Origin of the sequence: Phytohabitans flavus (assembly GCF_011764545.1) — a bacterium.
Taxonomy (GTDB): domain Bacteria; phylum Actinomycetota; class Actinomycetes; order Mycobacteriales; family Micromonosporaceae; genus Phytohabitans; species Phytohabitans flavus.
Genome location: NZ_AP022870.1, coordinates 1,164,493 through 1,187,825 on the forward strand (window position 1 = coordinate 1,164,493; position 23,333 = coordinate 1,187,825).

Here is a 23,333-nt window from a genome sequence, read left to right on the forward strand (position 1 = left end):
CGCGCTGCCGTTCGCCGTCATGCCAGCTGGGCGACGAGCGCCCCGACGAAGCCGAGGACGTATGCGATGCCGTAGTACCGCAGGATCGGCTGGCTCGGGCGACGCACGAGCAGGACGACGGTGAACGCCGCCACGGCCGCGACGACCCACAGGTCGAGGCCGATCTTCTCGAAGCCGAGGTTTGCCACGATTCCCGCGGCGATGAAGAGTGCGTTCAACACGAGCAGGGCATTGTCGACCCCGCTCGGCCGCCGGTCGTCGAGAAACACGATCTGGGTCAGGATGACCACCACGTTGATGACCATGAAGCCGACGAAGAACAGGTAGTGCGAGAACTCGTCGTCGTTGAAGGCGATGATCTCGCACTGCCGCCCGGTGTCACCGGCCGCGCAGAACCTGTTGTTCAGGTAGTTCGTTACCTCGTGCAGGCCGTACGAGGCGGAGTACAGGTAAGCACCGAGCTGGAAGACAAAACCCAGCCAGCGGTGGCCGGTACCGTCCCGCCGCGGCGAGTCGTACTCCAGCTGTCGCATCAGCAGGTAGAGCACCAACAGTGAGGCCCCGCCGAGGATGAGGTTGTTCAGGTCCACCCAGCGCAGGAACTCGTTGCTGGCCACGAATCCGGTCGTGGCGTCGCTCAGCCGGTTCACCGACACCAGAATGATGATCACGCTTTGTGCGCTGAGCAGTACGTGCATTCCCCTGCGCGCGGGGCGGCGGTGCGCGGGGGCGAGGTGGGTCCGTGGGTGCCCGCTCGCGGTCACGACGTTCACTCGGGCGCCTCCAAGGCGTGGTCAGACGGAAACAGCGGCGATGAGCCAACAGTGAACAGATAGCCCATCGCCACCGACGTTCGATTGATAGGCGATAGACGGGCAGGTAGCCGGGGACTCCGCCGGCCAAGGCCGCCCGTCAGCAGTGGATCGCCGCGACCTTGGTGCTGAGCGGCAAGCCCTCCAGCTTGGTCCGCGAAGCGGGCGGAATAGCCACGTCGAAGGAACTGTACGTCCAGTGGGTACCGGACGGCAGCCGGAAGGACACCGGGCCGGGCTCGCCCGTCTGGCGTAGCGCCGAGAGAACGCATTTGCGGTCGGTGTTGTTGACAAAGGACCTCAGGTTGCCGTCCAAGGGAGTGCCCGAGGGGAACACGAGCCCTTCGAAGTCGCGGACGTTGAACGGCTGCTGCGCCAGGCTGTGGAAGACGAACGCCTGGCCGTTGAACTCGTTGTTCTGGTACCCGCAGACTTTGCCGTCAGCACACGCGAAGTCGGGGTCGATGTCCTGCCGGGGCTTGACCGGCCGGCCGGAGTCGTCGAGAAGGGGCTCGGCCTGACAGACGACCGAGGAGAAGACGTTGGTCAGCCTGAACCGGGAGAGGTCCGACTCCTTGGTCCGGGGGAACAGCTGGAAGCCACCGACGTTCTCCCACGGCACCCCGGACTGGGTGTCCACGTCCGCCATGGCGGGATTGCCGTCCTGGCTGTTCGCGGTGAAGAGGCAGGCGAGGTCGGACCGGTTGCGGATCGAGACGATCCGGTCGTTGACCAGCTCGCCGTTGGGAAAAGTGTGCACGGTGAGATCCGTGAAGGTTACCGGCCTCGACCCTTCCAGCAGGACGTACTTCTCCGCGCTGAAGTTGGGTCCGGAGAAGACGCAGACCTGGCCCTTGTCGCAGTCTCCAGTGGGGTCTTCGGGGTTTGCGTCCAGGTCTTCGGGCAGGTCCAAGTCGAATGCGGTGTCAACTGCGGGGCCGCCGGGGCGGCGCCCACAGCGACCGGAGCGCCTGGCTCGGCGCTGGGCGTGACGCCCGACGGTGCTGGATCCGCGCTACACGCGGCCAGCGAACCGGCGGCGAGCCAGATCGCCACGAGTGACCCGACAAAAGTCAGCTTGCGCAACGTCGTTCCTTCCTGTGGTACCAACCAGATGGCTGGCACCCCAGGGACGTGCGGACTTCCGGGACAGTTCAACGAGTGCGCTCACACGGTGAGCGCGTTCACTTCCAGCGCGGCGCGGACACCCGACTCGAGCGCGCCCTCGATCCAGGAGTGCTTGAGCGAGGTGTGCTCGCCGGCGAAGTGCAGGGCGCCCTCGGCTGTCGGGATGGCGGGATGATGCTCGGTGAACTGGCCCGGCGCGAAGACGGCCGCCTCACCGGCGGCGTACGGGTCGCGGGCCCAGCTCTGCGTAGCGCCGCGGCCGGTGAAGAAGGGGCGGATGCGCTCGCCATGTAGCTGGCAGAGACCCAGCAGGGCCTGCTCGTAGCGGTCCTCGTCCGGCAGCGAGTCCCATCGGCGGGCGTCGTCGGCCCAGGTGTAGCTGGCCAGGACCACTCCACCAGGGCTGCCTGGCACCGGATGCGACGGGTAGTACACGAACCGGTTGGGCTGTCGGTGACCGAGCCGCCGCCGACGATCGCATCAGCGGGCCAAGGCGAGGTCGCTTGATAGTGGTCGTTCAGGCCGGGCCGGACGGCTTCCAGCTCGCGCTTCCAGTCTTCCTCAGTGAACTCCCACCACCGGCGATTGAACTCCAGCAACACCTTTGTCGCCGAGTCGTAGTGCAACTCGATGATCGCCCGGCGCTTCGGGTACGACAGCAACGGCTCGATCTGGACGTGCCGCAGCGCCGCGAAGGGCACCGTCACGATCGCGACGTCGCCCGTGAATTCGTGTACCTCGCTGGCGTCTTCCGTGGTCGCGCGCAGCCACACCTGGGGTCCGGCCGCGCTGACGTGTGCGTACGGCGCGTGCGGGCGGGCGGGGTCGTAGTGCTCGATGCTCACGACCTGGCGGTCGAGCTCGATCTTCACGCCCGAGGCGCCGGCGAGCGCGTACGGCAACCGCCAGCTGCCGCCCTCGATCTCCCAGTAGCGGGCACCAGGGTTGATCATCGCGCGGGTCAGGTAGCTGTGGATGAACGACAGCGGCATCCGGGACGTGATGTTCTCCAGCGTACCGATCGCGTCGACCGCCGCCGCGTCGAGGCCACCGTGCCGGGTGAGGAACTGGCTCATCGAGAGGTGGTCGAAGTCGTCGATCAGGCGCGCCCAGCCCTCGACCCGCCCGGCCGCAGGCAGCTCAACCCATCCCGTGGTGGACCTCGTGGAGTGGTACTCGTGCGCGGGCGCGAGCGCGATGTCGAAGAGATCACCGGCGGTCTGCCGTGCGTGCGGTCCGAGGCCGAAGCTGGCGTTCACGGCCGTCGGGTCAACGGCGTACTCGGCCCGGCGCACCCGGTGACCGTTGACGTCGATCCAGCTCATCAACGCCGGCACGGGGTGCACCGGGTCCGGCAGGTCCGGCCCGTTGCGCCATACCTCTCCCGTGAACGACCGATACACGACGGGTGGGACGACGGCCGGTCCGGAGCCCAGCGGGTCGACGTCGACGTTGTAGAACGGGCGCCGCCGCAGGCCGAGCTTGTCCGCGAGCGCGAGCGTGAGCGGGTGGGTGTCGGGGATGCGCATGCCGCCGGCCTCGGCGTACTGTGTCGGGTCCGCGAACGGCGAGCTGACCCCGCGTGCGGGGTCGTGCCGGAAGGTCTTGAGCCGGCCGCCGAGGCGGTTCGCGTTCGCCTCGATGACCCGTACGTCATGCCCGGCATCCTGCAACAGGTGGGCGGCGCTGAGGCCGGCCATGCCAGCACCGATCACCAGCACCCGCAGTGCCCGCCGAGCCTGCGGCAGCCCGTGGTCGATGAGCGTCTTGAGGTACTCGAGCTTCAGGTCGGTCCCGTCCGGCCCGATCAGCAGGAGCTCACGGGCGAGCCGCACGCTGGTGCGCTCCCGCGTGTCGTCGATTCTGTTCAGCTCCGTCACGCTGTGACCGTCCCTTCGTATTCACTTGATCTCGCGCCGCCGTCTCTTTGCACGACGAGTCGAAAGAAATTGAAGACTCGTCACATCGACGTCCGATCGACGGCGAGGTCACGCCCATCGCGTAGAGCTGATGTCCATCCGCTGTCGATCCCGCGAGGGCAGAATGCTCGCGTCCGGAACGGCCGTCCACTGTGGGCGCTCAATCGTCGAGAACGAGGACCTAGTGGTGGCGGCGACTAATGTGGACGGACCCGCCGGCGGGCAGCGGCGGGTGGCGGTGTCGTTGGTTGTCGGCATCGCGTCGTCGCTGGCCGAGCGCCAGGCGCTCGCGCAGTTGCTGGGTGACTCCGAGGCCTTGCTCATCGTGGCGAGCGTGGAGGCCGCCAGGGAGCTTCTCGAGGCGACCGGAAGGCTGCCCGCGGCGGCGGGTGGACTTGTGGACTCCCGCACGGCCGCGGTCGCGGCACCGATCCCGGAGCTGAACATCGACCCCGACCGGCGGATGCTCCAGTGGCTGGAACGCGAGGTCCCCCTGACCCGGCTGGAGCACGACGTGCTAACCCGCCTGCTGGGGGCGCCGGGACGGATCTGGACCTACGAGCGGCTGCATCTCGAGGTCTGGGGCGAGGAGTACGCCGGTCGCGGCTCGGACGTGCACTCGGTGGTGCGACGGCTGCGGCACAAGCTGAACCAGGTGGGAGCGGCGGCCACCGTCGACGTCATACGCGGTGTCGGGCTGCGGCTCGTGGGGCGGTGATCCGGCCAAGCCGGCGGCCCCGCCCGGTGGATCCGGACGGGGCCGTGTTCGGCTAGTCGCTGCGGGACGTCAACAGCGGGTCGGCGACAGTGTGAAGTCCTCCACGGTGGGCGCGCTGGTGCTGACCCTCACCTGCCGGGTCTGGGGTTTCCAGCCGTCCTTGGCGACGATCAGCGTGAGCGGGTTGTTGCGCCGGTCGATCCATTGGGCGTATCCGCCCTGGGCGTCGGTGGAGAAGGTCCACGACATAGCCCAGGAGTCGACCTGTACGGTGGCACCCCGCAATGGCACGCTGGTGCCGCCGCATTGGGCTCCGGTGACGGTACCGCTCAGCTTGGCCCAGGTGGACGGCGGCTGCACCTCCATCGTCGCCTGGAACGACGGCGCCTGGTACGGCGTGTCCTCCGTGAACTTGATCGGGGCCGTGTACGTGCCTGGCTGGTCGACGGTTGCGGTCATCGTCGCGGTGACCGTGACCTTCTCCCCGGGGGCCAATGTGAAGGCTGTCTTGTCGAGGCTCAGCCAGCCGACATCGACGTTACCGTCGTCGCAGTCGCCGAACGTGGGGAGCACCTCGGCGGCCGTGATGGCGTTGAAGGCGCCGGCGGAACCTCCGATCTTGTAGAACCCGCAGGCCGCGCCGCCGCGGTACAGGGGGTGTTGGCGTTGGGCAGGGCGGACCAGCTGTTGCCGGCGGGGTCGTAGGCGAAGGCCCGGTTGGTCACGGCCCCACCCTGCTGGCCGCCGGCCACCACCAGCTTGCCGTTCGCGACCGCGAACGAGCTCGCCCAGTGGTCCGCGGGGGCGTCGGCGATCGCGCTCCACTCGCCGGTGGCCGGGTCGAAGGCGAAGCCGCCCTTCTGCCCGCTGTTCCCGTCGTTGCCCCCGCTGCAGTAGACGATGCCCTCGATCCCGCCGCAGGAGGCGAAAGCGATCTGCCTCGGGTAGCCGGCCAGCCGCTCCCACGTGTTGGTGGCGAGGTCGTAGCGGACGACGTCCGTGGACATCGGCACGCAGCCCGAGGTCGTGCAGCCGCCGACGGCGTACAGGTAGCCGTCGACCACAGCCTGACCGGCGGCTGACCGTGGCGCGGGATTGTCGGCCAGCTTCGACCAGGTGTCCCCGTCTGGGTCGTACGACCAGGTGCTGCCGTCCGGCCCGTCCTCGGCCCAGCCGCCCGTCGCGATGATCTTCCCGTCGACGACGCCCACGGTCATGGCGTTGCGCGCCTCGGGAAGGTCGGCGATCGGCGCCCAGCTGAGCGTTACCGGGTCGTAGACGTAGTTTTTCCTACTCGAGCCGAAGCCATCGCCGCCGACGATCGAGTACACCTTGCCGTCCAGGTACACGACCCTGTTGTCCATGGTCGCTGAGGGATAGTCCGCGATATCCGTCCACGGCGCGGCCTGCGGGCCGGCGTCGAGCGGTCCGGCAGCGGACCTCTGGGCGGCACGTGCGGCGAACGACGTGGGTACGGTGAGCCGCTGTTCCGGCGCGCCGGCGGAGTCGAGCACCTGTGCGCTGGAGATCCGCGACCCGTCGGCACGCAGTATCTGGAAATCGCCCTCCCGTTCGACGAGGGTGGCCTGCGCCGGGGCGCTGCCGGTGTTGGTCACCGTGAACGTCTTGGCGACCTTGCCGGTCGGCATCCGGACCTTGCCGCTGACCGTGCCCGGCTGGACGGTGAGCTGCCCCGCGGGCAGTTGGAACGTCGCCGCGGTGGTCCCGTCCGCCTCGACCTCGACCGGCTTGGCGTCCGCGGCATATTGCTTCGCCGTGGCCTTGAACTCGTGCGTGCCGCCCAGTGAGGAGAACATCCAGAAGAAGCCGTCTTCGAGACCGGGGTCCTCGGGTGTCGCGGCGCTGGTGGCCCGCTCCGCCGGACGGTCGCCGCTGACGACCGTGGCGCCGTTGACGTAGCCGCCGGTGTTCTTGTCCCGGACGTGGCCGAGCACAAGTCCGCCGTCGACCGGTCCGCAGCTGAAATCGGTACCGACCAGCACGTTGTCGACCTGCCACCACCAGGCGTAGCTTGCCTCGTGGTAGTGGAACCGCACCCGTACCTTGTCCTTGCCCGCGGCCTGCGGAATCGGTACCTCGGTCACCGTCGGCCCGGGCACGTCCGCGTCCTGCTGCCGCAGCACGGTGGTCCAGGTGGCTCCGCCATCGGTACTCAGATCCACATCGGACAGATCGACCACGTGCCAGTTCAGGTCCTGGTTGAAGCGGATCACCGGCGCGGCGACGTCGGTGAGGTCGATGAGCGGGCTGACCAGCGAGGTGTCCTGGCGGCCGGTGGAGCCGTAGCGGTCGCTGTCGACCACGGCGAAACCGCCGGCGCCGCCGGTCCGGTTGCCGTGCTGGCCGTCATCGGTGAACGTCCACACCTGCTCCGTGCCGGCGTGGTCGACGACCGTCCAGCCGGCCGGTGTCGCGGTGGTGTCGAAGGTTTCGTACAGCCCGTCGGAGGCCCACCCGTATCCAGGCGTGCCGGTGCAGGACTCGGCCTCGGTCGGGAGTGCGAAGTTGCTGACGACGTTGCGGGTACCGGTGGTGACGTCCTTGGTGACCGGCAGGTAGCCCGGGTACTGCGGCTCGACCCGCACCGTGTAGGTCGTCCCCACTGGTAGGGCCAGGCTGTAGCGGCCGTTGGCGGGCGTGGTGTAGTCCACGGCACCTGGCACTCCCACCACGCTCACCTTGGCGTAGAGCGGCCAGCCGTGCTCTCCGCCGTCGGTGACCGCGCCGCTGAGCGTGACCCTCGGTATCGGCGACAGCGCCACATCGACCGTCGCGGTGGTGTCCACCGTTACCGTGGCGGTCACGGTCCTGCTCTGGTACCCGAAGGTCGCCACCGTGACCTCGTAGTCGCCGGCGAGCATCGCCGAGGAGTACTTGCCGTCGCCGCCGGTGGTCAGCTGGCGCTGCACCGGGCCGCTGACCGAGACCGTGGCGCCGGCCACCGGTGCGCCGGTCGCCGCGTCGGTCACCGTACCGGCGAGGATGCCCGTGTCGCCCACTGGGGCGGCGTCGAGCAGGGCGAGCGCGTCCAGCCGGCCCTCGCCGTAGACGTTGTTGTCACCTTCGGTGCCGCCGCATGAGCCGTCAGCCTGGTCGACGGCAGTGCCATCCAGCAGCGCGCGCGTGCCCGCGATGTCACCGACCAGGGTCGGGGCCGCCGACCAGAGCAGCGCGATCGCGCCCACGAGGTGCGGCGCGGCCATGGAGGTGCCGTTCGCGCTCCGGTAGCCGTCGCCCGGCACGCTCGAACGTACGTCCACACCAGGCGCGGAGAGATTGGGCTTGGTCTCGCCGTTCTGGCCCGCGCCGCGGCCGGAGAAGCCAGCGACGGTGTTGGCGGCGTCGTATGCGCCGACCGAGTAGTTGCTGACCAGGCTGCCCGGCGACCCGCTGGTCTGGCAGCCAGGGCCCGAGTTGCCGTTCGACCAGACCCCGAAGATGCCGGACGCGGCCCATGCCAGGGTCACGTCCTCCATGAACGGGTTGTTGGACGGACTGTCCGAGCCCCAGGAGTTGTTGATGATGTTCGGGCGCTTGCTGGCGTCCGGGTGCTGGCCGGCCAGGTCGGTCGGCTCGAGCATCCACTGGCCGGAGGAGATGAGCGCCTCGTCGCTGGGACAGCAGCCGTTCGCGACGATCCACTTCGCCCCGGGCGCGACGCCGATCTGGTTCGCGCCGTCAGCGCCCGCCATCGTGCCCATCGTGTGGGTGCCGTGCCCGTCCAGGTCGCAGGGGGCAGCGCCGCAGGCGCCCGCGGCGTCGAACCAGTTGTAGTCGTGGCTGAAGGTGCCGTTGCCGTTGTTGCCCCGGTAGGAGCTGACCAGCGCCGGATGGTCGAACTGGACCCCGGTGTCGATGCTGGCGACGGTGATGCCCTCGCCTCTGACGCCGTACTTGGACCAGACCGCATCGGCGTTGATGTTGGCGATGCCCCACTCGACGGCGTCGACCGTCGCCCTTTCCGCGCCTTCGGTGAGCTTCGGCTGCGTATAGGTGACCGGTGCGTACAGCCCTTCCACCTCGCCGCGAGCGGCCAGCTTCTGCGCCGTTGCCTGGGAGCCGCCGCTGACCTTGATGGCGTTGGTGGCCCAGAAGCTCTGGTACCGAAGTCCAACGGCGTCGAGCTCGGCGCGTATCGCGGCCTGGCTTTGCGCGGCGGTCTTCCGCAGGGCGGCGGCGACCGCGGCGCCGCGTGCGGCCCAGTCCTTGACGGCGCTCGCCTGGCTCAGATCGGCCCGGGGCTTGAAGTGGATCCAGAAGTCCGACTCGCCCTTGGCCTGAAACCGCTCGACCAGCTCGGGGCGGATCTTCGCGGTATCGCCTGCGGCGGCTGCCGCCCCTGACCCGGGTACGGTCACGGCGGCCAACGCGACGGCTATCGCCGCGCCGGCGCTCACCAGGGATCTGGCGAGGCGCCGTCGTTGGACACTTCTCGACATTCGGTGCTGCCTCCTTCGCTTGGGCCAGGGCATGTCTGGCCACAGTGGAGGGAGCAGGAAACCGCGTCCGCGGCTGTCCATACTCCGGGCCTCGTGCGGGTTACGCCGGAGGCCCGGATCGGACACTAAAGATCGAGAACGGTAGTCCTCAAGATCGCTGCATGAGCAATTCGTGACCAACACACGGCAACGAAATCACCAATATCGCGGCAAGCGCGTCAGCCTGGGTACAACGGGCCCGGGCTGCGCGGACGTCAGGACCAGCGACCCGGAACGTAGTCGCTCAGATGGCGGCGCTCGCGGCGTCGGGTGCGCATCGGGATCCTCGCCATGCGGGAGAGCCGCGTGGACATGTACCACGCGCCCTTCGCGATCAGGCGAACGATTGTGACCATCACACTGCTCCTCATCCACGGTCCGGGCATACCCTCGCCAGTGAACGATCGCGTGCTACACAGCCGTTCGACGGCGGATGGACGTACCGTCTAGGAGCTTTGGAGTCAGTGCCTCAGGTCCTGGATAGAGATTCAAAAGCAAGGAGATTGAGCTACCGCGACGTTCGTCGTGGTCCAGACCGTCGCTCCCGCGGCCTCACCCTTCGCGGTTGGCAAGCTCACCTCTTTGGGTCGCGGTCAGCCGAGCGCGACCCTTTGCCGCGGGGTCTGAGCGATCAAGCCCGGGTTGGGCTTGGACCGCGGACCTTATTAGGTCGGAGATCTCGGCGAGCGTCAGCGAGCCGCCGACCTCCGCGGTACCCGCGGGAGCACACGGTCGGCGACTGACTACGCGGACCGGGGAAATCCCCATCTCAAAACAGTAGGCATCCAGGTATCGAGCGGCGTGCGGGCGGGGCCGGGCTCGACCGGAGAATCACCGTCTGGGACGAGCAACGCGACGCCGGTGACGAGCGCCAGCACCGCGCCGCCGATCGCCCAGCCGCGCCGACCCGCCGGTGCCCGCACCTGACGACTCTCCTTCGTGTGAGGAATGCTGCCCTATTTGGCTGGATGACCCGCCAACTACGTCCCACACCGTGTCCGTCTTCACCCGGACCGCGTCGGCTCCGCAAACTAGGCCCGGCGGATACACGCCCGATGGACGCGAAGTCGATGAAACGTCGATCTCGCGCGGCCACTATCTCTGTCTGGGTGCGACGACAGGGGAACCAGGTGTACCACACAGTCACCGGCAGCGCGGATACGACGCGGCTTCGCCTGCGCGTACCCGTACTGCTGCCCTGCGACCCCACCTGCTCGGTCCTGCGGGACGCCGTCGTGGACGTCGGTTCTGACGGCCGGATCGTCTACGCCGGAGCCGCGGCCACCGCACCCGAGTTCCGCGGATCGACGCGGCAGCTCACCGGGATCCTGCTGCCTGGGTTCGTCAACAGCCACGCGCACAGCGCGATGACGATGCTGCGGGGCGCCGGCAGCGACCTGCCGCTCATGCGGTGGCTGAGCGAGGAGATGTGGCCCGCGGAGGCCCATCTGGACGCGAACGACATCTACGACGGCACGCTGCTGGGCGCGGTGGAGATGCTCCGCAACGGCGTGACCACCAGCAACGAGATGTACTTCCACCCCGAGGCGGTGGCGCGGGCGGTCGTCGCGGCGGGATCGCGGGCGGTCGTCGCGGGTGTCATCATCGACCTGCCCGGCAAGCCGTGGGCCGGCATGCTGAGCGCGGCCAACAGCTGGATCGACTCGGCGGGGCTGCGGCACGGCCCGGGCGAGCGGATCGAGATCGCGTATGGGCCGCACTCCGCCTACGCGCTGCCGTACCCGGCTCTGGAGGTGGTGGCCGAGGAGGCGCGGTCCCGGGGGCGCTGGTGCACATCCATGTCGCCGAGTCGGTAGGGGAGGACGACGAGCAGCGGAAGATGTATGGCTCGGTGCCACAGCTGCTCGCGGCCGCGGGCGTGCTGGACGGGCGGGTGCTGGCGGCCCACGGCGTCCATCTGTCCACTCAGGACATCAACCTGCTCGCCAAGCACCGGGTCGGCGTGGCCCATTGTCCGGGCTCCAACGCGAAGCTGGCCTCCGGTGTGGCACCGCTGCTCGTGCTCATGCGCTCCGGGGTGCCGGTGGGACTCGGCACCGACGGACCGGCCAGCAACGACGACCTCGACGTGCTGGAGGAGGCGCGGCTGGCCGCGACCTTCGCCCGCATCGGGGCGATGGACGCCGCCGCGCTGGGGGCGGCCGAAGTGCTGCTGCTCGCGACCCGCGGTGGTGCGGCGGCGCTCGGCCGGTCCGACATCGGCGCCGTGGAGGCGGGCCGGTGGGCCGACCTGGTCCATGTGGACATCGACGACCCGGCGTTCGCCACCGGCACCGACGGACCGGACGAGCAACTGCTGGCGAACCTTGTGTGGGCCGCGGGAGCCCGGCAAGTGACGGACGTGTGGGTCGCGGGGGAGCAGGTCGTGGCCGGCGGTGAGTCGACGCGGGTGGACCGTGCCCAGGCGCAGAGCGCGGTGGGCGCGATCGCGCGACAGCTTCGGGCGGTCCGGTAACAGTAGCGAGCAGTATGCCGGCGAGGACTTCTACAACAGCCGGTATCCGCGCCCGACGACGGTTTGGATGGGGTCCGGGGTGCCGAGCTTCTGGCGCAGAGTTTTCAGGGTCGTGCGTACCGCGGTGGTGAACGGGTCGGTGTGCTCGTCCCACACTCGGGTCAGCAGGTGCTCGGCGCTCAACACCTCGCCCTCGGCGCGCATCAGCTCGGTGAGGACGCCGAACTCCTTGCGAGTGAGCGTGATGGCGCGCCCGCCGCGCTGTACCTGGTGGCGTCCCACGTCGACGTGCAGGTCGCCCCGGCGCAGTACGGTGGGTACCCGGTCCGGCGCCCGGCGCCCGAGCGCGGTCACCCGTGCGATGAGCTCGGTGAAGGCGAAGGGCTTCGGGAGGTAGTCGTCGGCGCCGAGCATGAGTCCCTCCACCCGGTTGTCGAGTGAGGCGGCCGCGGTGAGCATCAGGATGCGCGCCGGGCACTGCTGCCGGATGAGCGCGCGGGTCACGTCGTCGCCGTGCAGCAGGGGCAGGTCCCGGTCGAGGACGATCACGTCCGGCAGCACCTCGGCGGCGCGCGAGACGGCGGCCACACCGTCGTTCACGACGTCTACGACCATGCCGTTTTCGCGTATGCCGGCGGCGATCAGCTCGGCCAGTATCGTGTCGTCCTCGACGACGAGCACTCGGAGCATGGCTGTCACCGGCTGGGCAGGGTAACGGTCGCCGAGAGGCCGCCGCCGACGCGCGGGGTGAGTGTCCAGGCGGCGTCGTGGGCGTCGACGATCGCGCCGACGATCGCCAGGCCCAGGCCGGCGCCGGAGGCACCGCCGCCGCGGCCCTGCCCGCGCTGGAACGGCTGCCGTAGCCCGGGTATGTCCTCGGGGTCGATTGTCGGGCCGGTGTTTTCCACCCGCACCCACGCGGCGCCGTCGCTGTGGCCGGTGGCGATCCAGACCTCACCACCGTCCACATTGTATCGCCTGGCGTTGTCCAGCAGGTTGCGCAGCAGGAGTTCCAGCTGTATCGGGTCGCCCACGCACCGGGCCGGCGCCAGCGACTGGCGCAGCGGCGGGCCAGCAACCGGCCACTTCGCGGCGGCTTCGGCGGCCACCTCGGCGACATCTACCGGCGCGACCGCCATGCCGACCTGCGTCCGGGCCAGCCGGAGCAGGCTGGTGAGCATCTCGTCGCTGCGGGTCGCCGCGGCGGCGACAGTGTCCAGCGCGCGCCGGTACTCCAGCTCGGCCCGGGTAGGGCGGGACAGCGCCATTTCCGCGGCGGTGCGAATGACGGTCAGCGGCGTGCGCAGCTCGTGTGAGGCATTGGCGACGAACAGCCGCTGCGCCTGGAACACGTGCGAGAGCCGGTCGAGCATGCCGTTGAATGTCTCGGCGAGCTTGCGCACCTCGTCGTGCGGCCCGTGCAGCGAGATCCGCGCGTTCATGTCCTCATGAGACAGTACGGCGGCGGTGCTCGTGATCTGCCGCAGTGGCCGCAGCGCGCGGCCGGCGACCAGCCAGCACAGCACCAGCGATACCACGGCCAGCGTGGCGAACACGGCCCCGGTCTCCACGATGATGGTGCGCAGTGCGTCGACGCGGGCGTCGGTCGTGGCGGCCTCCAGGGCGCTGGTCTGCGCCGGGAGGGCGGTGCCGACAGTGGCGCCCGCCGGCAGCGTCACCGCCGAGTCCACCGCGGTGAGCTCGGCCACCACGGTCTGGCTGGCGGTGATCAGCTCGCGGTGGATCAGCAGATACATCAACGTCAGGACCACCGCGCCGGTGGCCGCGAACACGGCCGAATACCACAATGTGAGCCGGGTGCGGATGGTGAGCCTGACCATCTCACTATTGTGCTCGACCCCGTGTGGCATCCGTGTGTTGCCGTGGGACACGCGGCTGCCGCCGCCCGGGTCCCAGGATGGGCGCCATGCTGAACCTCAGAACAGCGGTACCCGCGCTGGCGCTGTCCATCCTCGTACTGGCCGGCGTCGTCGCCTGTGCCACCGGCACGCCCGAGGCGGCCGCGCCGCCGCCCGCGACCAGCGATCGGGAGCAGGGCCTGAAGTTCGCGCAGTGCATGCGCGACCACGGCGTGGACATGCCCGACCCCGGGACCGAGGGAGTCGTCACCGGGCCCGGATCCGGCGCGCTACCAAGTCCCGGCGCGAGCGCCCCGACCCTGACCACCGGCGACGACTCCGCGTTCGAAGCCTGCCGCAAGTTCCTGCCCAACGGCGGCGAGGTGCGTAAGCCGACCGCCGCGGAGCGCGAACAGATGGTGCGGTACGCGGCGTGCATGCGGGAACAGGGCATCGACTACCCCGACCCGGGCCCCGACGGCGCGGCGCCGGTGGCCGGAGTTCCGGTCGGTGACACCGCGGCGATGCAGCGGATGGAGGCCGCCGCCCGCGCGTGCGAGGCGCAGGCGGGCAGCACGGCACCGGCCAAATGACCGCTCGGGTCGTCATCGGCCTCACCGGCGCCGCTGCTGCCGTCGCGGTCGTCGTCCTGGCCACCCTGGGGTACGGCGGCCGGGACGCCAGCTCCGAGGCACCGCTGGTACAGCCGCCGAAGACGGCGCCGGTGACCCGCGCCACGCTTGTCGACGCGGTACACCTCTCCGGAACGGTGGGGTACGGCAACTCCGAACCGTTCCCCGGGCGCCTCGCCGGCACCCTGACCCAGATTGCCGAACCGGGTGACGCCCTCGACCGCGGCGACGTCGCGTACCGGGTCGACGACCGGCCGGTCGTGGTGCTGATCGGAGAGCTGCCCGCGTACCGGCCCCTGGCGGTCGCGACCACCGGCGCTGACGTCGCGCAGTTCGAGCAGAACCTGCGGGCGCTCGGGTACGAGGGGTTCACGGTCGATGAGGAGTACAGCGAGGCGACCGCGGCCGCGGTGAAGCGGTGGCAGGCGGATCTGGGCCTGGACGAGACCGGGATCGTCGACCTCGGGCGGGTCGTCTACGTCCCGGCGCCGGTCCGCGTGGCGAAACGCGAGCAGCGTGCCGGCGATCAGGCCGCCCCCGGCACGCCGGTGCTGACCGTCACCGGTACCACTCGCACCGTCGCTGTACGGCTCGACGACAAGACGGCGGTACCGCTGAAGCCTGGAGCGAAGGTCCAGGTGCGGGCGTCCGGTGCGAAGCCTGTCGACGGCGTCGTCGCCGGGGTGCGGGCGGCGGAGGAGGGCGAGCAGCCCGGGAAGGTGGCGATGGTCGGCATCAAGGACCAACGCGGGTTCAAGGCTGCCGAGGGGGAGCAGGTCGACGTCGCCGTGGTCCGGGCGACCCGCAAGGACGTGCTGACCGTGCCGATCGTGGCGCTGCTGGCCGTCGCCGACGGCTACGGCGTGGAGGTCTTCGGCGCGGGCGGCCGGCGGGTGGTGCCGGTCACCGTCGGCCTCTTCGCGCAGGGGCAGGTGGAGGTCACCGCACCGGAGCTCGCCGAAGGGATGCGGGTCGGGGTGGCCGGACAGTGAACGTGCTGTCCCTTGTGGACGTCCACAAGCGATACCCGGGCGTCGTCGCCCTGGACGGTGTCTCGCTGGAGGTGGAGACCGGTGAGTTCGTCGCGATCGTCGGTCCTTCCGGCTCGGGCAAGTCCACGCTGCTGCACCTGGCCGGCACGCTCGACCGGCCGACCAGCGGCCGGGTCCGGATCGCTGGGTACGACATAGCCGGGCTCGCCGACCGCCACCTGGCGGCGTTGCGCGCGCGCACGATCGGCTTCGTTTTCCAGCAGTTTCACCTCGCGGCCGGGGTGGCCGCCGTCGACAACGTCGCCGACGGCCTGCTGTACCTGGGTGTGCCGCTGCGCGAGCGCCGGCGCCAGGCGCGTGGGGCACTCGAACGGGTGGGGCTCGGCCACCGGCTCACGCACCGGCCGCACGAGCTGTCCGGCGGGGAGCGGCAGCGGGTGGCGATCGCCCGGGCGACCGTCGGATCCCCGCCGCTGCTGCTGGCCGACGAGCCGACCGGCAACCTCGACAGCGCCGCCGGGGCCGGCATCCTCCAGCTGCTTCGGGACCTCAACGGGGCGGGTGCCACGGTCCTCGTCGTCACCCACGACCGCGATCTGGCATCCCAACTGTCCCGGCAGGTGGTCATGCGGGACGGCCGCGTAGTCGACGACACCCGGAACGATCGCGGCGGGCGAGGACCGGCCGTCGCCGCTGGCAGGGGAGGAGACGGGGTATGACCGGCGACTCAGGACCGCGGCGCCGCCAGCGCGGCGTCAACGCTCCGCGGCCGGCCCGGATGCGGTTGGCCGACGTGGCCCGCGTCGGCGTGATCGGCCTCCGCACCAGGCCGTCGCGGGCGGTGCTTTCCGCGGCCGGTATCGCCATCGGTATCGCCGCGATGATCGCCGTCGTCGGCATCACCACGTCCAGCCGGCTCGACCTCGCCAGGAGCCTCGACCGCTACGGCACCAATGTGCTGTCCGTGACCGCTGGCGTCAACCTTGCCGGCGATCCGGCCCGCCTGCCCGCGGAGGCGGTCCCGATGGTCGCCCGCATGTCCGATGTGGAACATGTCTCGGCCACCGGTGCCGTGGAGCGCGCCGTCTACCGTACCGACCACGTCCCCAGCGGCAACACGAACGGCATCGCGGTGCTCGCCGCCCAGAGGGACCTGCGTGCCCCGCTGGGCGCGACGCTCGCCGACGGCGTTTGGTTCAACGGCGCGACCGAGCGCGCCACCGCGGTGGTGCTGGGTGCCACCGCGGCCCGGTATCTGGGTATCCGCGGCGCCGGCCCCGACGTACGGGTGTGGCTGGGCGGGCAGTGGTTCACCGTCATCGGTGTGCTCGCTCCCGTACCGCTGGTGCCGGATCTGGACGCCGCGGCGTTCGTCGGCTGGCCGGCCGCCCGCACGTACCTCGGCTTCGACGGCTGGGCGAGTACCCTCTACACCCGGATAGCGCCGCACGCGGTCGACGAGGTGCGGGCGAAGCTGGGACGCACGGTCAACCCCGAGCACCCCAACGAGGTCCGGGTCGAGCGCCCGTCCGACGCGCTGCGCGTCAAGCGGGCCACCGACAGCACGTTCACCGCGCTGCTGCTCGGCCTCGGCGCGGTGGCCCTGCTCGTCGGCGGCGTCGGTGTCGCCAACACCATGGTCATCTCCGTCCTGGAACGGCGTGGTGAGATCGGCTGGCGGCGTGCGCTCGGGGCCACCAAGGGCCAGATCCGCATCCAGTTTCTCGCCGAGGCGTTGCTGCTGTCCGCCCTCGGTGGGGGCGGCGGTGTGCTGCTCGGCGTCGCGATCACCACCGGTTACGCGCTCACCCAGGGGTGGCCGGTGTCGGTGCCCGGCTGGGCCCAGGCCGGTGCGGTGCTGTCCACCCTCCTCATCGGCGGGCTGGCTGGCCTCTACCCGGCGATCCGGGCCGCCCGTCTGGCCCCCACCGAGGCGCTCACACTGCCGTAGGCCGAGTGCGGTGTCGCTGAGCAGCGCGTCGATCGAGCGTGGATCTGTTGTGTTTCGAGTACCGGTTAGTTGTGAGCATGATTCATAACCTATTGGGCGACCGGTGGGTGCGTCGTTGACCGACCACCGTCCCCGCGTGCGCGACGTGCTGCGGGTACGGGAGTTTCAGGCCATGTGCGCGGCGGAGTTCCTCTCCTACGCCGGTGACCAGATCGCCCGGGTCGGGCTCGCCGTGCTGGTGTTCAACCGCACCGACTCGGCGGCGCTCACCGGTCTGACGTACATGATGACGTTCCTGCCGAGCGTGGTCGGCGCGCTCGTCCTGTCCGGACTGGCCGACCGCAAGCCGCGCCGCGAGCTGATCATCGTGCTCGACCTGGCGCAGGCGGCGCTGGTGGTCGCGATGCTGACTCCCGGCATGCCACTGGCCGGCCTGTGCGTGCTGGTCGGACTCGTCTCGCTGCTGACGGGACCGTACAAGGCGGCCCACCTGGCCCTGCTGCGCGACGTGCTGGACGCCGATCTCTATCCGCTCGGCATGGCGGTGCGACAGAGCCAGAACAACGCCGCCCAGCTCATGGGGTTCGCCGGCGGTGGCGTCCTGGCCGCGAGTGTCAGCCCGCGACTGTGCATGTCCATCAACGCGTTGTCCTTCCTGGCCTCGGCGGCGATCGTGGCCGTCGGCGTCGTACGCCGCCCCGCGGCCAGGACTACATCCGGCGGGGGCGGGCTCCGCAGCGGCCTGGTCGTCGTCTGGGGTGATCCGAAACGCCGGGCCATCTTCCTGGCCACGTTCCTGAGCGCCTGCTACGTCGCCCCGGAGGCCCTCGCGGCCCCCGTGGCCGCCACGCTGAACCAGGATCCGATTATGGTCGGTCTGCTGCTCGCGAGCTGCTGCGCCGGCGCGGTGGTCGGTGTGCCGCTGCTCTCGCGGCTGCTGCCGGCACTGCGCCGGTCGGCCGCCTTCCCGGTGCTCCTGGTCCTCACCGGGTTACCGCTGGCCCTGTTACCGCTGCACGGCGACATCTACCTGGCCATGGTGGTTTTCGCCGTCGGCGGCGCCTTGTGGGCCATCCAGGTGGTCATGCTTTCGGCCAACCTCGTCGAGCTGTTGCCCGACTCGCACCGGGCCCAGGGCATGGGCGTCGCGGCGTCGATGAACCGGACCGCGATGGGCGTCGGCGCGGGGCTGGCCGGGCTGCTCGCCGAGGCGGTCGGTCCCGTACCGGCGATCGGTGTCGCCGGTGTCGCCGCGACACTGCTGGCCGTGGTGCCGGGCGCCTTGTGGATCAGGTCCAGCCGCTCAGCCACGGGCCTGCACGAACCAGCGGTCCACCTCGCGACGGAGCCGGGCGCATGACGCGACGCTGCCGCGGGTGGCCCCGCTCACACCGCCGTCAAGATCGCGTCGGGTTCGCGTAGGCATACTGTCAGCGCAGCCGGTTCTGCCGCCACGTGGGTGTTCACTGGACTCTTCACCCGCTTGGCGAAGGAGCTGTGGCGAACGTGGCCAACCCACCTCATGCCGCACCAGAGGTACCCACGGTCGAGGGATACCGGAACTTCCCGGGATCCCCGCCGGGGTTCGACTCGGTACCGCCGCCCGTCGGATCCGGGCCGGCCCTTCCGGGTGACGCCATCGTAGTGGTTGGCGAGGCCGTACAGCGGGCGGTGTCGCTGATCGCCGCCGCCGCGGAGATGGCCACGGAGGCCGGGGCGCGGATCCAGAATCACCTGGACCTGTCGGTACCCGCGCCGTGGGGCGACGACCCCGCGATGGGCAAGCCCTTCGAGGCGGCGTTCGCGGTACCGAGGGCCGCGCTGATCGAGTCGGCCCACCTGCTCCCGGAAATCCTGCACGACCTGGCGGACGACCTTCGGGAGGCGCTGACTGGATTCGCCGACGCGGAGCACACCTCCAGGCAGCTCGCCGCCTTCATACCGCCCGCATAGATGGCAACCCTCGACGCGCACCATGTGCCGCCGGACCTGCAGAACCTGCTCATGATGCTGGTCGGCAACAAGTGGCCCACCGGACACGAGGAACTCCTGCGCACCGAGTCACTGGCCTGGCACGAGGTCGCCGCGGCCGTCCACGAGTACGCGCCCCGGCTCGCCGAGGCACGCCAGGCGATCCAGGATGGGCTCGCCGGGCCGGTCCGGGAGGTGCTCGACCAGTACATGGCGGGTTTGGTCGGCTCCGGCGAGCACGACGAGCACGCGGTGCTTCCGGTGCTGGCGTCCTGTTGCGAGTCGGCCGCGCACACTCTCTGGGAGCTCGCCGCCGAGATCGAGCGGCTGCGCATCACCATCATCGTGCTGCTGATCATCCTCGCCATCCAGCTCGCGATCGACATGTTCTGGCTGCTGTTCGGCGGCGCAGCTGCGGCCGTCGAACACATGATCGCCACGCGCGTGACCATCATGCAGTGGATCCGGCGCGCGCTCGCCAGCATCCTGACGCGTGTCGCTGAGTCGGTGCTGGCACAGGTCGGTGTGGGTCTGCTGGCGGAAGTGATCCTGCTGGGCCGCGGACACATCACCGAGATCAAGGGCGAGGCGCTGCGTACCGCTGCGATGAACGGCGCGGTGGGCAGCGCGACCGGCTCTGTCTTCGGCCTGGCCGGTGGCGCGGCACGCAACAAGCTGCTCAAGGCGGGCGCGAACATTCGGTGGCTCCAGCACTCCGCCACGAAGTCCGCGATGACGGTCGCGTTCGGCCCGCTGCAGGGGATGATCGAGGCGATAGCGCAGGACGCCGCCGCGGGTATACCGCCATCCAACTGGGTCGCCGGCGCCGCCAACGGCACCTTCAACGCCGCCTGGGGCGCCCGGCACGCCGCCATGAACCCGGCCAACAAGACCCCGATCCAGCCCGGCGACTACTTGGAGGAGGCGCTACACCGGTACATCGCCAAGTCGGCAGGCCCGGCTGGCGCAGCCGGCCTCGGCGTTCCTCCACCGCCGAACGTGAACCCGACTCCGACCCCCGCGCCGGGGACGGCTGGTACGACGCCGCCGCCCAACCCGACGCCGGCCCCGCGGCCGGAGTCCCCTCCGCCGCCGGATGCGGGTCCGCGGCCGGATGGCGGCCCGCAGCCCGCGCCGGCTCAGCCGCCGGGCGCATCCGGGCCCGCGCAACCGGTGCCCGGCCAGACTCCTGTCGCGTCCGGCGCGGCCTCTCCGCCGCGCGGAGCGGCGGAGAAACCGCCGTCACCGGAACCGTCGCCCAGCGACCGGCCGCCCGCGGAGGCGCCGAGTCCGGTGGACGCGCTCCCCGGCAGCCCTCGCGACGCGACACCCGAGCCGTCGTCGCCAGCGGCGTCCACTGTGTACCTGTCGGCGGAGGGCGGATCGCAGATGCCGTCGCCGGACGGCTCATGGGCGTCCTCGCCCGCGACGTCTTCGGCGGACCTGCCGGGGGAGAGCGGCGGCGACGTCGGGGCGTTGCCGTCCGACGGCTCGGCTGGTTCGCCGGCTCCGTCGGTCGCGGCGGGGAGGGGCCGTCCGCGCCCGGGTCCGACGGATCGCCGTCGGCCGGGGAAGGTCCATCGGGATCCGTCTCGGACGGATTGCCGTCGGTCTTGGAGGGTCCGTCCGGGCCAGTCTCGGATGGATTGCTGTGGGCGGAGGAAGGCCCGTCGGGCGGATCGCCGGCCGACGGCAGATGGGCGGGACCGCAGGAAGGCCCCTCGCCATACCTGTACGACTCGCCGCAGGGCTCTTCGCTGTCCCTGTCCGAGCGGTCAGAGCACTCCACTGTGTACTGGTCTGCCGACGAAGGATTCGGTGCCTCGCCTCGGGAGTCGTCCATCTACCTGCCGGCCGACGACGGGTCGGACCTGCCGCCGGTCGCGGCGAGCCCGTCGCGGTCCGATTCGCCACCCGTCAGCCCGGTCCCGTCCCGGCCCGACACACCCACGGAGGCACCGCGGCCGGTCGCTGGCCCTCCGCGCTCGCCGACCCCGCCCCCCACGCCGGTGGAGCCTAGAGCGGTGCCGTCCGAGGACCTGCCCGATCAGGCACCGGCACCGGAGCCGGAGCCGCTGACGGCCCCGGCCGGCCTACCCGAAGCGGCCCGCGTCACGTAGCGGCGGGCGACCAGTCGGCAACGATTGAACCGGGTTTGGGCACTGGACCGTCTCGGGGGCAGGTACGCCAGGCAGCCCGCTGGCGAATGGCCGCAGGGCCCTTGTGCCGGCTGACATTCGACGAACCGGCCGCGTGCTCGTGGACAAGGCGCCCGGCGAACCAGGTCTGCTGGATGGCCGCCGAGAGGTCGAGAGCCTGGCCGGCGGCAAGCGCTCCCTGGAACGCCGGATCCGGGTTGCGGCGGGTAACCATGGTTCGATACTGAGCCACGGGTCAGGTACCGGCGCGGCAACGGGCCAGTCCGACCCCGCCGCCGCTCCGCTCGCCGCGAGTTCACGCAACGGCCAGATACGGCTTATGTACTGGTCCTGGACCTGCTGGGCAATGACCTCGTTCATGGCGTGCGGAAACCAGAGGGCCGGCACCGCGGCTGACGCGGGAAGGGCCCGGGAGCGTGACTGTTCTCCCGGGCCCTTCCGTCGTGGTTCTTACCGGCCGATCAGCTCCTGCAGCTCAGCGCGGGTGATGCTGGTGGTGGACGGCGGCGCGGGCTCGCCGGTCGGGTTCGGCTGCGGTATGGGGTGGCACCGCTTGTCGGACTGGTTGCCGTCCAGCCGCTGCGGCAGGGCGCCGGTCGCCAAGTACGCCGCAACCGTGTTGTCGATGCACTCCGCACCGTTGAGCGACCCGGCGTGCGTCGTGCCGCCGTACCCCTCGACCAGCGCTGAATTCGGGAAGCGCTTGCGTACCTCCAGACTGCCGGTGAACGGCGTTGCCGCGTCGTGCGTCTCGCTGATCAGCAGGATCGGCGGTGCCTTCGAGCCGTTGACCTGGACCGGCGTGCCGGCCTTGGCGCCCCAGGAGACGCACGGCGCGTTGTACCAGGCGTTGTTCCAGGTGGAGAAGGGGTGCTCGGTGTGGATCCGCCAGTTGTCCTGCTGCCAGGTGGACCAGCTTGTGGGCCACTGCACGTCGGTGCACTGCACACCGAGGTAGATGGCGTAACCGTTGTCCGCCCCCGGCGCGCCCGGCGGGGCGTACCTGGCCAGTAGCGGCTCCGTGTCTCCTTCGTTGACCCAGGCCGCGAACGTCGCGGCGGTGTCCTCCCAGCCGAAGACGTAGTAGGCGGCCGAGAGGAAGATGTCGTTCCACTCGGTCGGGCCGATCTTGCCGGCGGCCGGCGCCGTGCGCAGCTTCTCCAGGGTGTCGTAGTACTTCGCCTTCACCGCGTCGGCCGAGGCGCCGAGGTGGTAGACGGAGTCGTACTTCGCGACCCAGGCGAAGAAGACCTCGATGTTCTTGTCGAACTGGACGTCCTGGTCGAGGTTCGCCTCGTACCACACCCGGGAGGGATCAACGTTGCCGTCGAGCACCATGCGGCGCACCTTGTCGGGGTGCTGCGTGGCGTAGACCTGGCCGAGGTACGTGCCGTACGAGAAGCCGTAGAAGTTGATCTGCTCGGCGGCCAGCGCCTTGCGGATGCTCTCCATGTCGGCGACCGTGTCGGTCGTCTTCAGGTGGTCGAGCAGCGGGCCGCCGGCGCGGTCACACGCCTCGGCGTACGCGTTGGTCCTGGCCAGCCAGGTCTTTTCCAGCGACCCGGTGACCGGCACGAAGTAGGGCCGGTTGTACCCGAAATACTCCGTGTCGCAGGTCAGCGACGGCTCGCTGGATCCGACTCCGCGCGGGTCGAAGCCGATCCAGTCGTAGTCCTCACCGACGCCGTCCGGTACGAACTCGCCGAGTACCGCCCAGATCAGGCCGGATCCGCCTGGGCCACCGGGGTTGGTCAGCATGACACCCTGGTAGTCCGCAGCCGGCGACTTCGCCTTGATGCGCGAGATCGCCAGCTTGATCTTCGTGCCGTCCGGCTTGCTGTAGTCCAGTGGGACCTCCACGAAACCGCACTCGGCGCCGCGAGACGCCAGTACGGGGTTCTCGCAGATGCCCCAGGAGATGGGTGGCGGTGTGTACCCGCTGGAGCCCCGACCAGTGGCCTGCGCCGCGCCGGAGCTTACGCCGGCCGTAAGCACGAGCCCGATCGCTGAGGCGACGGTGGCCGCCAGGATCCTTCTCATCCCTTGCCTTTCGGTCCGTCTCGCCACCCGGATCCGGGTGGCGAGACGGACCATATAGATACAGGGATAGACGCGTATCTGGTCGTTTCGTCGACGCTGCGTATGCGCCCGTATCCGCGCAGCAGTCGGGGGAGATCCGTCAGCGAGGTGTGATGGTCAAACGGTCGATCAGGCCGT

General features: G+C 70.3%; 17 protein-coding genes and 2 pseudogenes. 9 read left to right on the forward strand and 10 right to left on the reverse strand.

Annotated features, from left to right (window positions below; translation table 11 throughout):
* Window positions 1–17 precede the first annotated feature (17 nt).
* From Pflav_RS04980 to Pflav_RS04990, 4 genes and pseudogenes are all read right to left on the reverse strand, one after another.
* The gene (locus Pflav_RS04980) at window positions 18–773 is read right to left on the reverse strand and encodes a hypothetical protein (protein ID WP_173034095.1); all 756 of its coding nucleotides are present in this window, start codon (window positions 771–773) and stop codon (window positions 18–20) included.
* Between the two features lie 139 nt (window positions 774–912).
* Entirely contained in the window at window positions 913–1,725 is an 813-nt protein-coding gene (locus tag Pflav_RS04985; RefSeq protein ID WP_173034097.1) for a peptidase inhibitor family I36 protein, read from the reverse strand.
* Window positions 1,726–1,979: 254 nt separating this feature from the next.
* The gene (locus Pflav_RS48485) at window positions 1,980–2,375 is read right to left on the reverse strand and encodes a flavin monoamine oxidase family protein (protein ID WP_415624373.1); all 396 of its coding nucleotides are present in this window, start codon (window positions 2,373–2,375) and stop codon (window positions 1,980–1,982) included.
* 140 nt (window positions 2,376–2,515) lie between these two features.
* Window positions 2,516–3,820: pseudogene (locus tag Pflav_RS04990) on the reverse strand (flavin monoamine oxidase family protein); the annotation flags it as partial.
* A 226-nt stretch (window positions 3,821–4,046) separates the two neighbouring features.
* On the opposite strand from Pflav_RS04990, the gene Pflav_RS47155 reads away from it, so the two are divergent.
* Window positions 4,047–4,577 carry a winged helix-turn-helix domain-containing protein gene (locus tag Pflav_RS47155; protein ID WP_269474459.1) on the forward strand — a complete coding sequence of 177 codons (531 nt, stop codon included), beginning with the start codon at window positions 4,047–4,049 and terminating at the stop codon, window positions 4,575–4,577.
* A gap of 69 nt (window positions 4,578–4,646) precedes the next feature.
* On the opposite strand, the gene Pflav_RS44885 is transcribed toward Pflav_RS47155, so the two are convergent.
* The 3 genes from Pflav_RS44885 to Pflav_RS05005 all read right to left on the reverse strand — a co-directional run bounded on the left by Pflav_RS44885 (window position 4,647) and on the right by Pflav_RS05005 (window position 9,432).
* On the reverse strand, window positions 4,647–5,150 hold the full coding sequence (locus Pflav_RS44885; protein ID WP_232070994.1) for a hypothetical protein: 504 nt from the start codon (window positions 5,148–5,150) through the stop codon (window positions 4,647–4,649).
* Window positions 5,096–9,037 carry a S8 family serine peptidase gene (locus Pflav_RS05000; RefSeq protein WP_232070995.1) on the reverse strand — a complete coding sequence of 1,314 codons (3,942 nt, stop codon included), beginning with the start codon at window positions 9,035–9,037 and terminating at the stop codon, window positions 5,096–5,098. The genes Pflav_RS44885 and Pflav_RS05000 overlap by 55 nt, the downstream gene beginning before the upstream one ends.
* A gap of 254 nt (window positions 9,038–9,291) precedes the next feature.
* Entirely contained in the window at window positions 9,292–9,432 is a 141-nt protein-coding gene (locus tag Pflav_RS05005) for a hypothetical protein (RefSeq protein ID WP_173034101.1), read from the reverse strand.
* A 1,017-nt stretch (window positions 9,433–10,449) separates the two neighbouring features.
* On the opposite strand from Pflav_RS05005, the pseudogene Pflav_RS05010 reads away from it, so the two are divergent.
* A pseudogene (locus Pflav_RS05010) lies at window positions 10,450–11,552 on the forward strand (amidohydrolase family protein).
* A 30-nt stretch (window positions 11,553–11,582) separates the two neighbouring features.
* Here Pflav_RS05010 and Pflav_RS05015 read toward each other — a convergent pair.
* Window positions 11,583–12,242 carry a response regulator transcription factor gene (locus tag Pflav_RS05015; protein ID WP_173042236.1) on the reverse strand — a complete coding sequence of 220 codons (660 nt, stop codon included), beginning with the start codon at window positions 12,240–12,242 and terminating at the stop codon, window positions 11,583–11,585.
* Between the two features lie 5 nt (window positions 12,243–12,247).
* The gene (locus Pflav_RS05020; RefSeq protein ID WP_173034103.1) at window positions 12,248–13,393 is read right to left on the reverse strand and encodes a sensor histidine kinase; all 1,146 of its coding nucleotides are present in this window, start codon (window positions 13,391–13,393) and stop codon (window positions 12,248–12,250) included.
* A gap of 86 nt (window positions 13,394–13,479) precedes the next feature.
* Between Pflav_RS05020 and Pflav_RS05025 the strand changes: the two genes are divergently transcribed.
* From Pflav_RS05025 to Pflav_RS49255, 7 genes are all read left to right on the forward strand, one after another.
* Window positions 13,480–14,004: a hypothetical protein gene (locus Pflav_RS05025; RefSeq protein ID WP_173034105.1), complete on the forward strand. Its 525-nt coding sequence runs from the start codon at window positions 13,480–13,482 to the stop codon at window positions 14,002–14,004.
* Window positions 14,001–15,035, forward strand: coding sequence for a peptidoglycan-binding protein (locus Pflav_RS05030; protein ID WP_173034106.1), 1,035 nt, complete (start codon window positions 14,001–14,003; stop codon window positions 15,033–15,035). Before Pflav_RS05025 ends, Pflav_RS05030 begins: the two co-directional genes overlap by 4 nt.
* A 2-nt stretch (window positions 15,036–15,037) precedes the next feature.
* Window positions 15,038–15,754 carry an ABC transporter ATP-binding protein gene (locus Pflav_RS05035; RefSeq protein ID WP_173042237.1) on the forward strand — a complete coding sequence of 239 codons (717 nt, stop codon included), beginning with the start codon at window positions 15,038–15,040 and terminating at the stop codon, window positions 15,752–15,754.
* Complete coding sequence (locus tag Pflav_RS05040) at window positions 15,751–16,986, forward strand: ABC transporter permease (RefSeq protein ID WP_232070996.1); 1,236 nt, start codon at window positions 15,751–15,753, stop codon at window positions 16,984–16,986. The genes Pflav_RS05035 and Pflav_RS05040 overlap by 4 nt, the downstream gene beginning before the upstream one ends.
* 136 nt (window positions 16,987–17,122) lie before the next feature.
* Complete coding sequence (locus tag Pflav_RS05045) at window positions 17,123–18,346, forward strand: MFS transporter (RefSeq protein ID WP_173034107.1); 1,224 nt, start codon at window positions 17,123–17,125, stop codon at window positions 18,344–18,346.
* Window positions 18,347–18,492: 146 nt separating this feature from the next.
* On the forward strand, window positions 18,493–18,939 hold the full coding sequence (locus Pflav_RS05050) for a hypothetical protein (RefSeq protein WP_173034108.1): 447 nt from the start codon (window positions 18,493–18,495) through the stop codon (window positions 18,937–18,939).
* A gap of 54 nt (window positions 18,940–18,993) precedes the next feature.
* Window positions 18,994–21,036 carry a WXG100-like domain-containing protein gene (locus Pflav_RS49255; protein ID WP_462933163.1) on the forward strand — a complete coding sequence of 681 codons (2,043 nt, stop codon included), beginning with the start codon at window positions 18,994–18,996 and terminating at the stop codon, window positions 21,034–21,036.
* A 530-nt stretch (window positions 21,037–21,566) separates the two neighbouring features.
* On the opposite strand, the gene Pflav_RS05065 is transcribed toward Pflav_RS49255, so the two are convergent.
* Window positions 21,567–23,156, reverse strand: coding sequence for an alpha/beta hydrolase (locus Pflav_RS05065; RefSeq protein ID WP_173034111.1), 1,590 nt, complete (start codon window positions 23,154–23,156; stop codon window positions 21,567–21,569).
* Window positions 23,157–23,333: the final 177 nt, after the last annotated feature.

Bases quoted from the DNA above. Each gene is read 5' to 3' on its own strand.
- Pflav_RS05000 (WP_232070995.1), bottom strand. From the start codon at position 9,037: ATGTCGAGAAGTGTCCAACGACGGCGCCTCGCCAGATCCCTGGTGAGC.
- Pflav_RS49255 (WP_462933163.1), top strand. From the start codon at position 18,994: ATGCTGGTCGGCAACAAGTGGCCCACCGGACACGAGGAACTCCTGCGC.
- Pflav_RS05040 (WP_232070996.1), top strand. From the start codon at position 15,751: ATGACCGGCGACTCAGGACCGCGGCGCCGCCAGCGCGGCGTCAACGCT.
- Pflav_RS05030 (WP_173034106.1), top strand. From the start codon at position 14,001: ATGACCGCTCGGGTCGTCATCGGCCTCACCGGCGCCGCTGCTGCCGTC.
- Pflav_RS05025 (WP_173034105.1), top strand. From the start codon at position 13,480: ATGCTGAACCTCAGAACAGCGGTACCCGCGCTGGCGCTGTCCATCCTC.
- Pflav_RS05020 (WP_173034103.1), bottom strand. From the start codon at position 13,393: ATGGTCAGGCTCACCATCCGCACCCGGCTCACATTGTGGTATTCGGCC.
- Pflav_RS05005 (WP_173034101.1), bottom strand. From the start codon at position 9,432: ATGGTCACAATCGTTCGCCTGATCGCGAAGGGCGCGTGGTACATGTCC.
- Pflav_RS05015 (WP_173042236.1), bottom strand. From the start codon at position 12,242: ATGCTCCGAGTGCTCGTCGTCGAGGACGACACGATACTGGCCGAGCTG.
- Pflav_RS05065 (WP_173034111.1), bottom strand. From the start codon at position 23,156: ATGAGAAGGATCCTGGCGGCCACCGTCGCCTCAGCGATCGGGCTCGTG.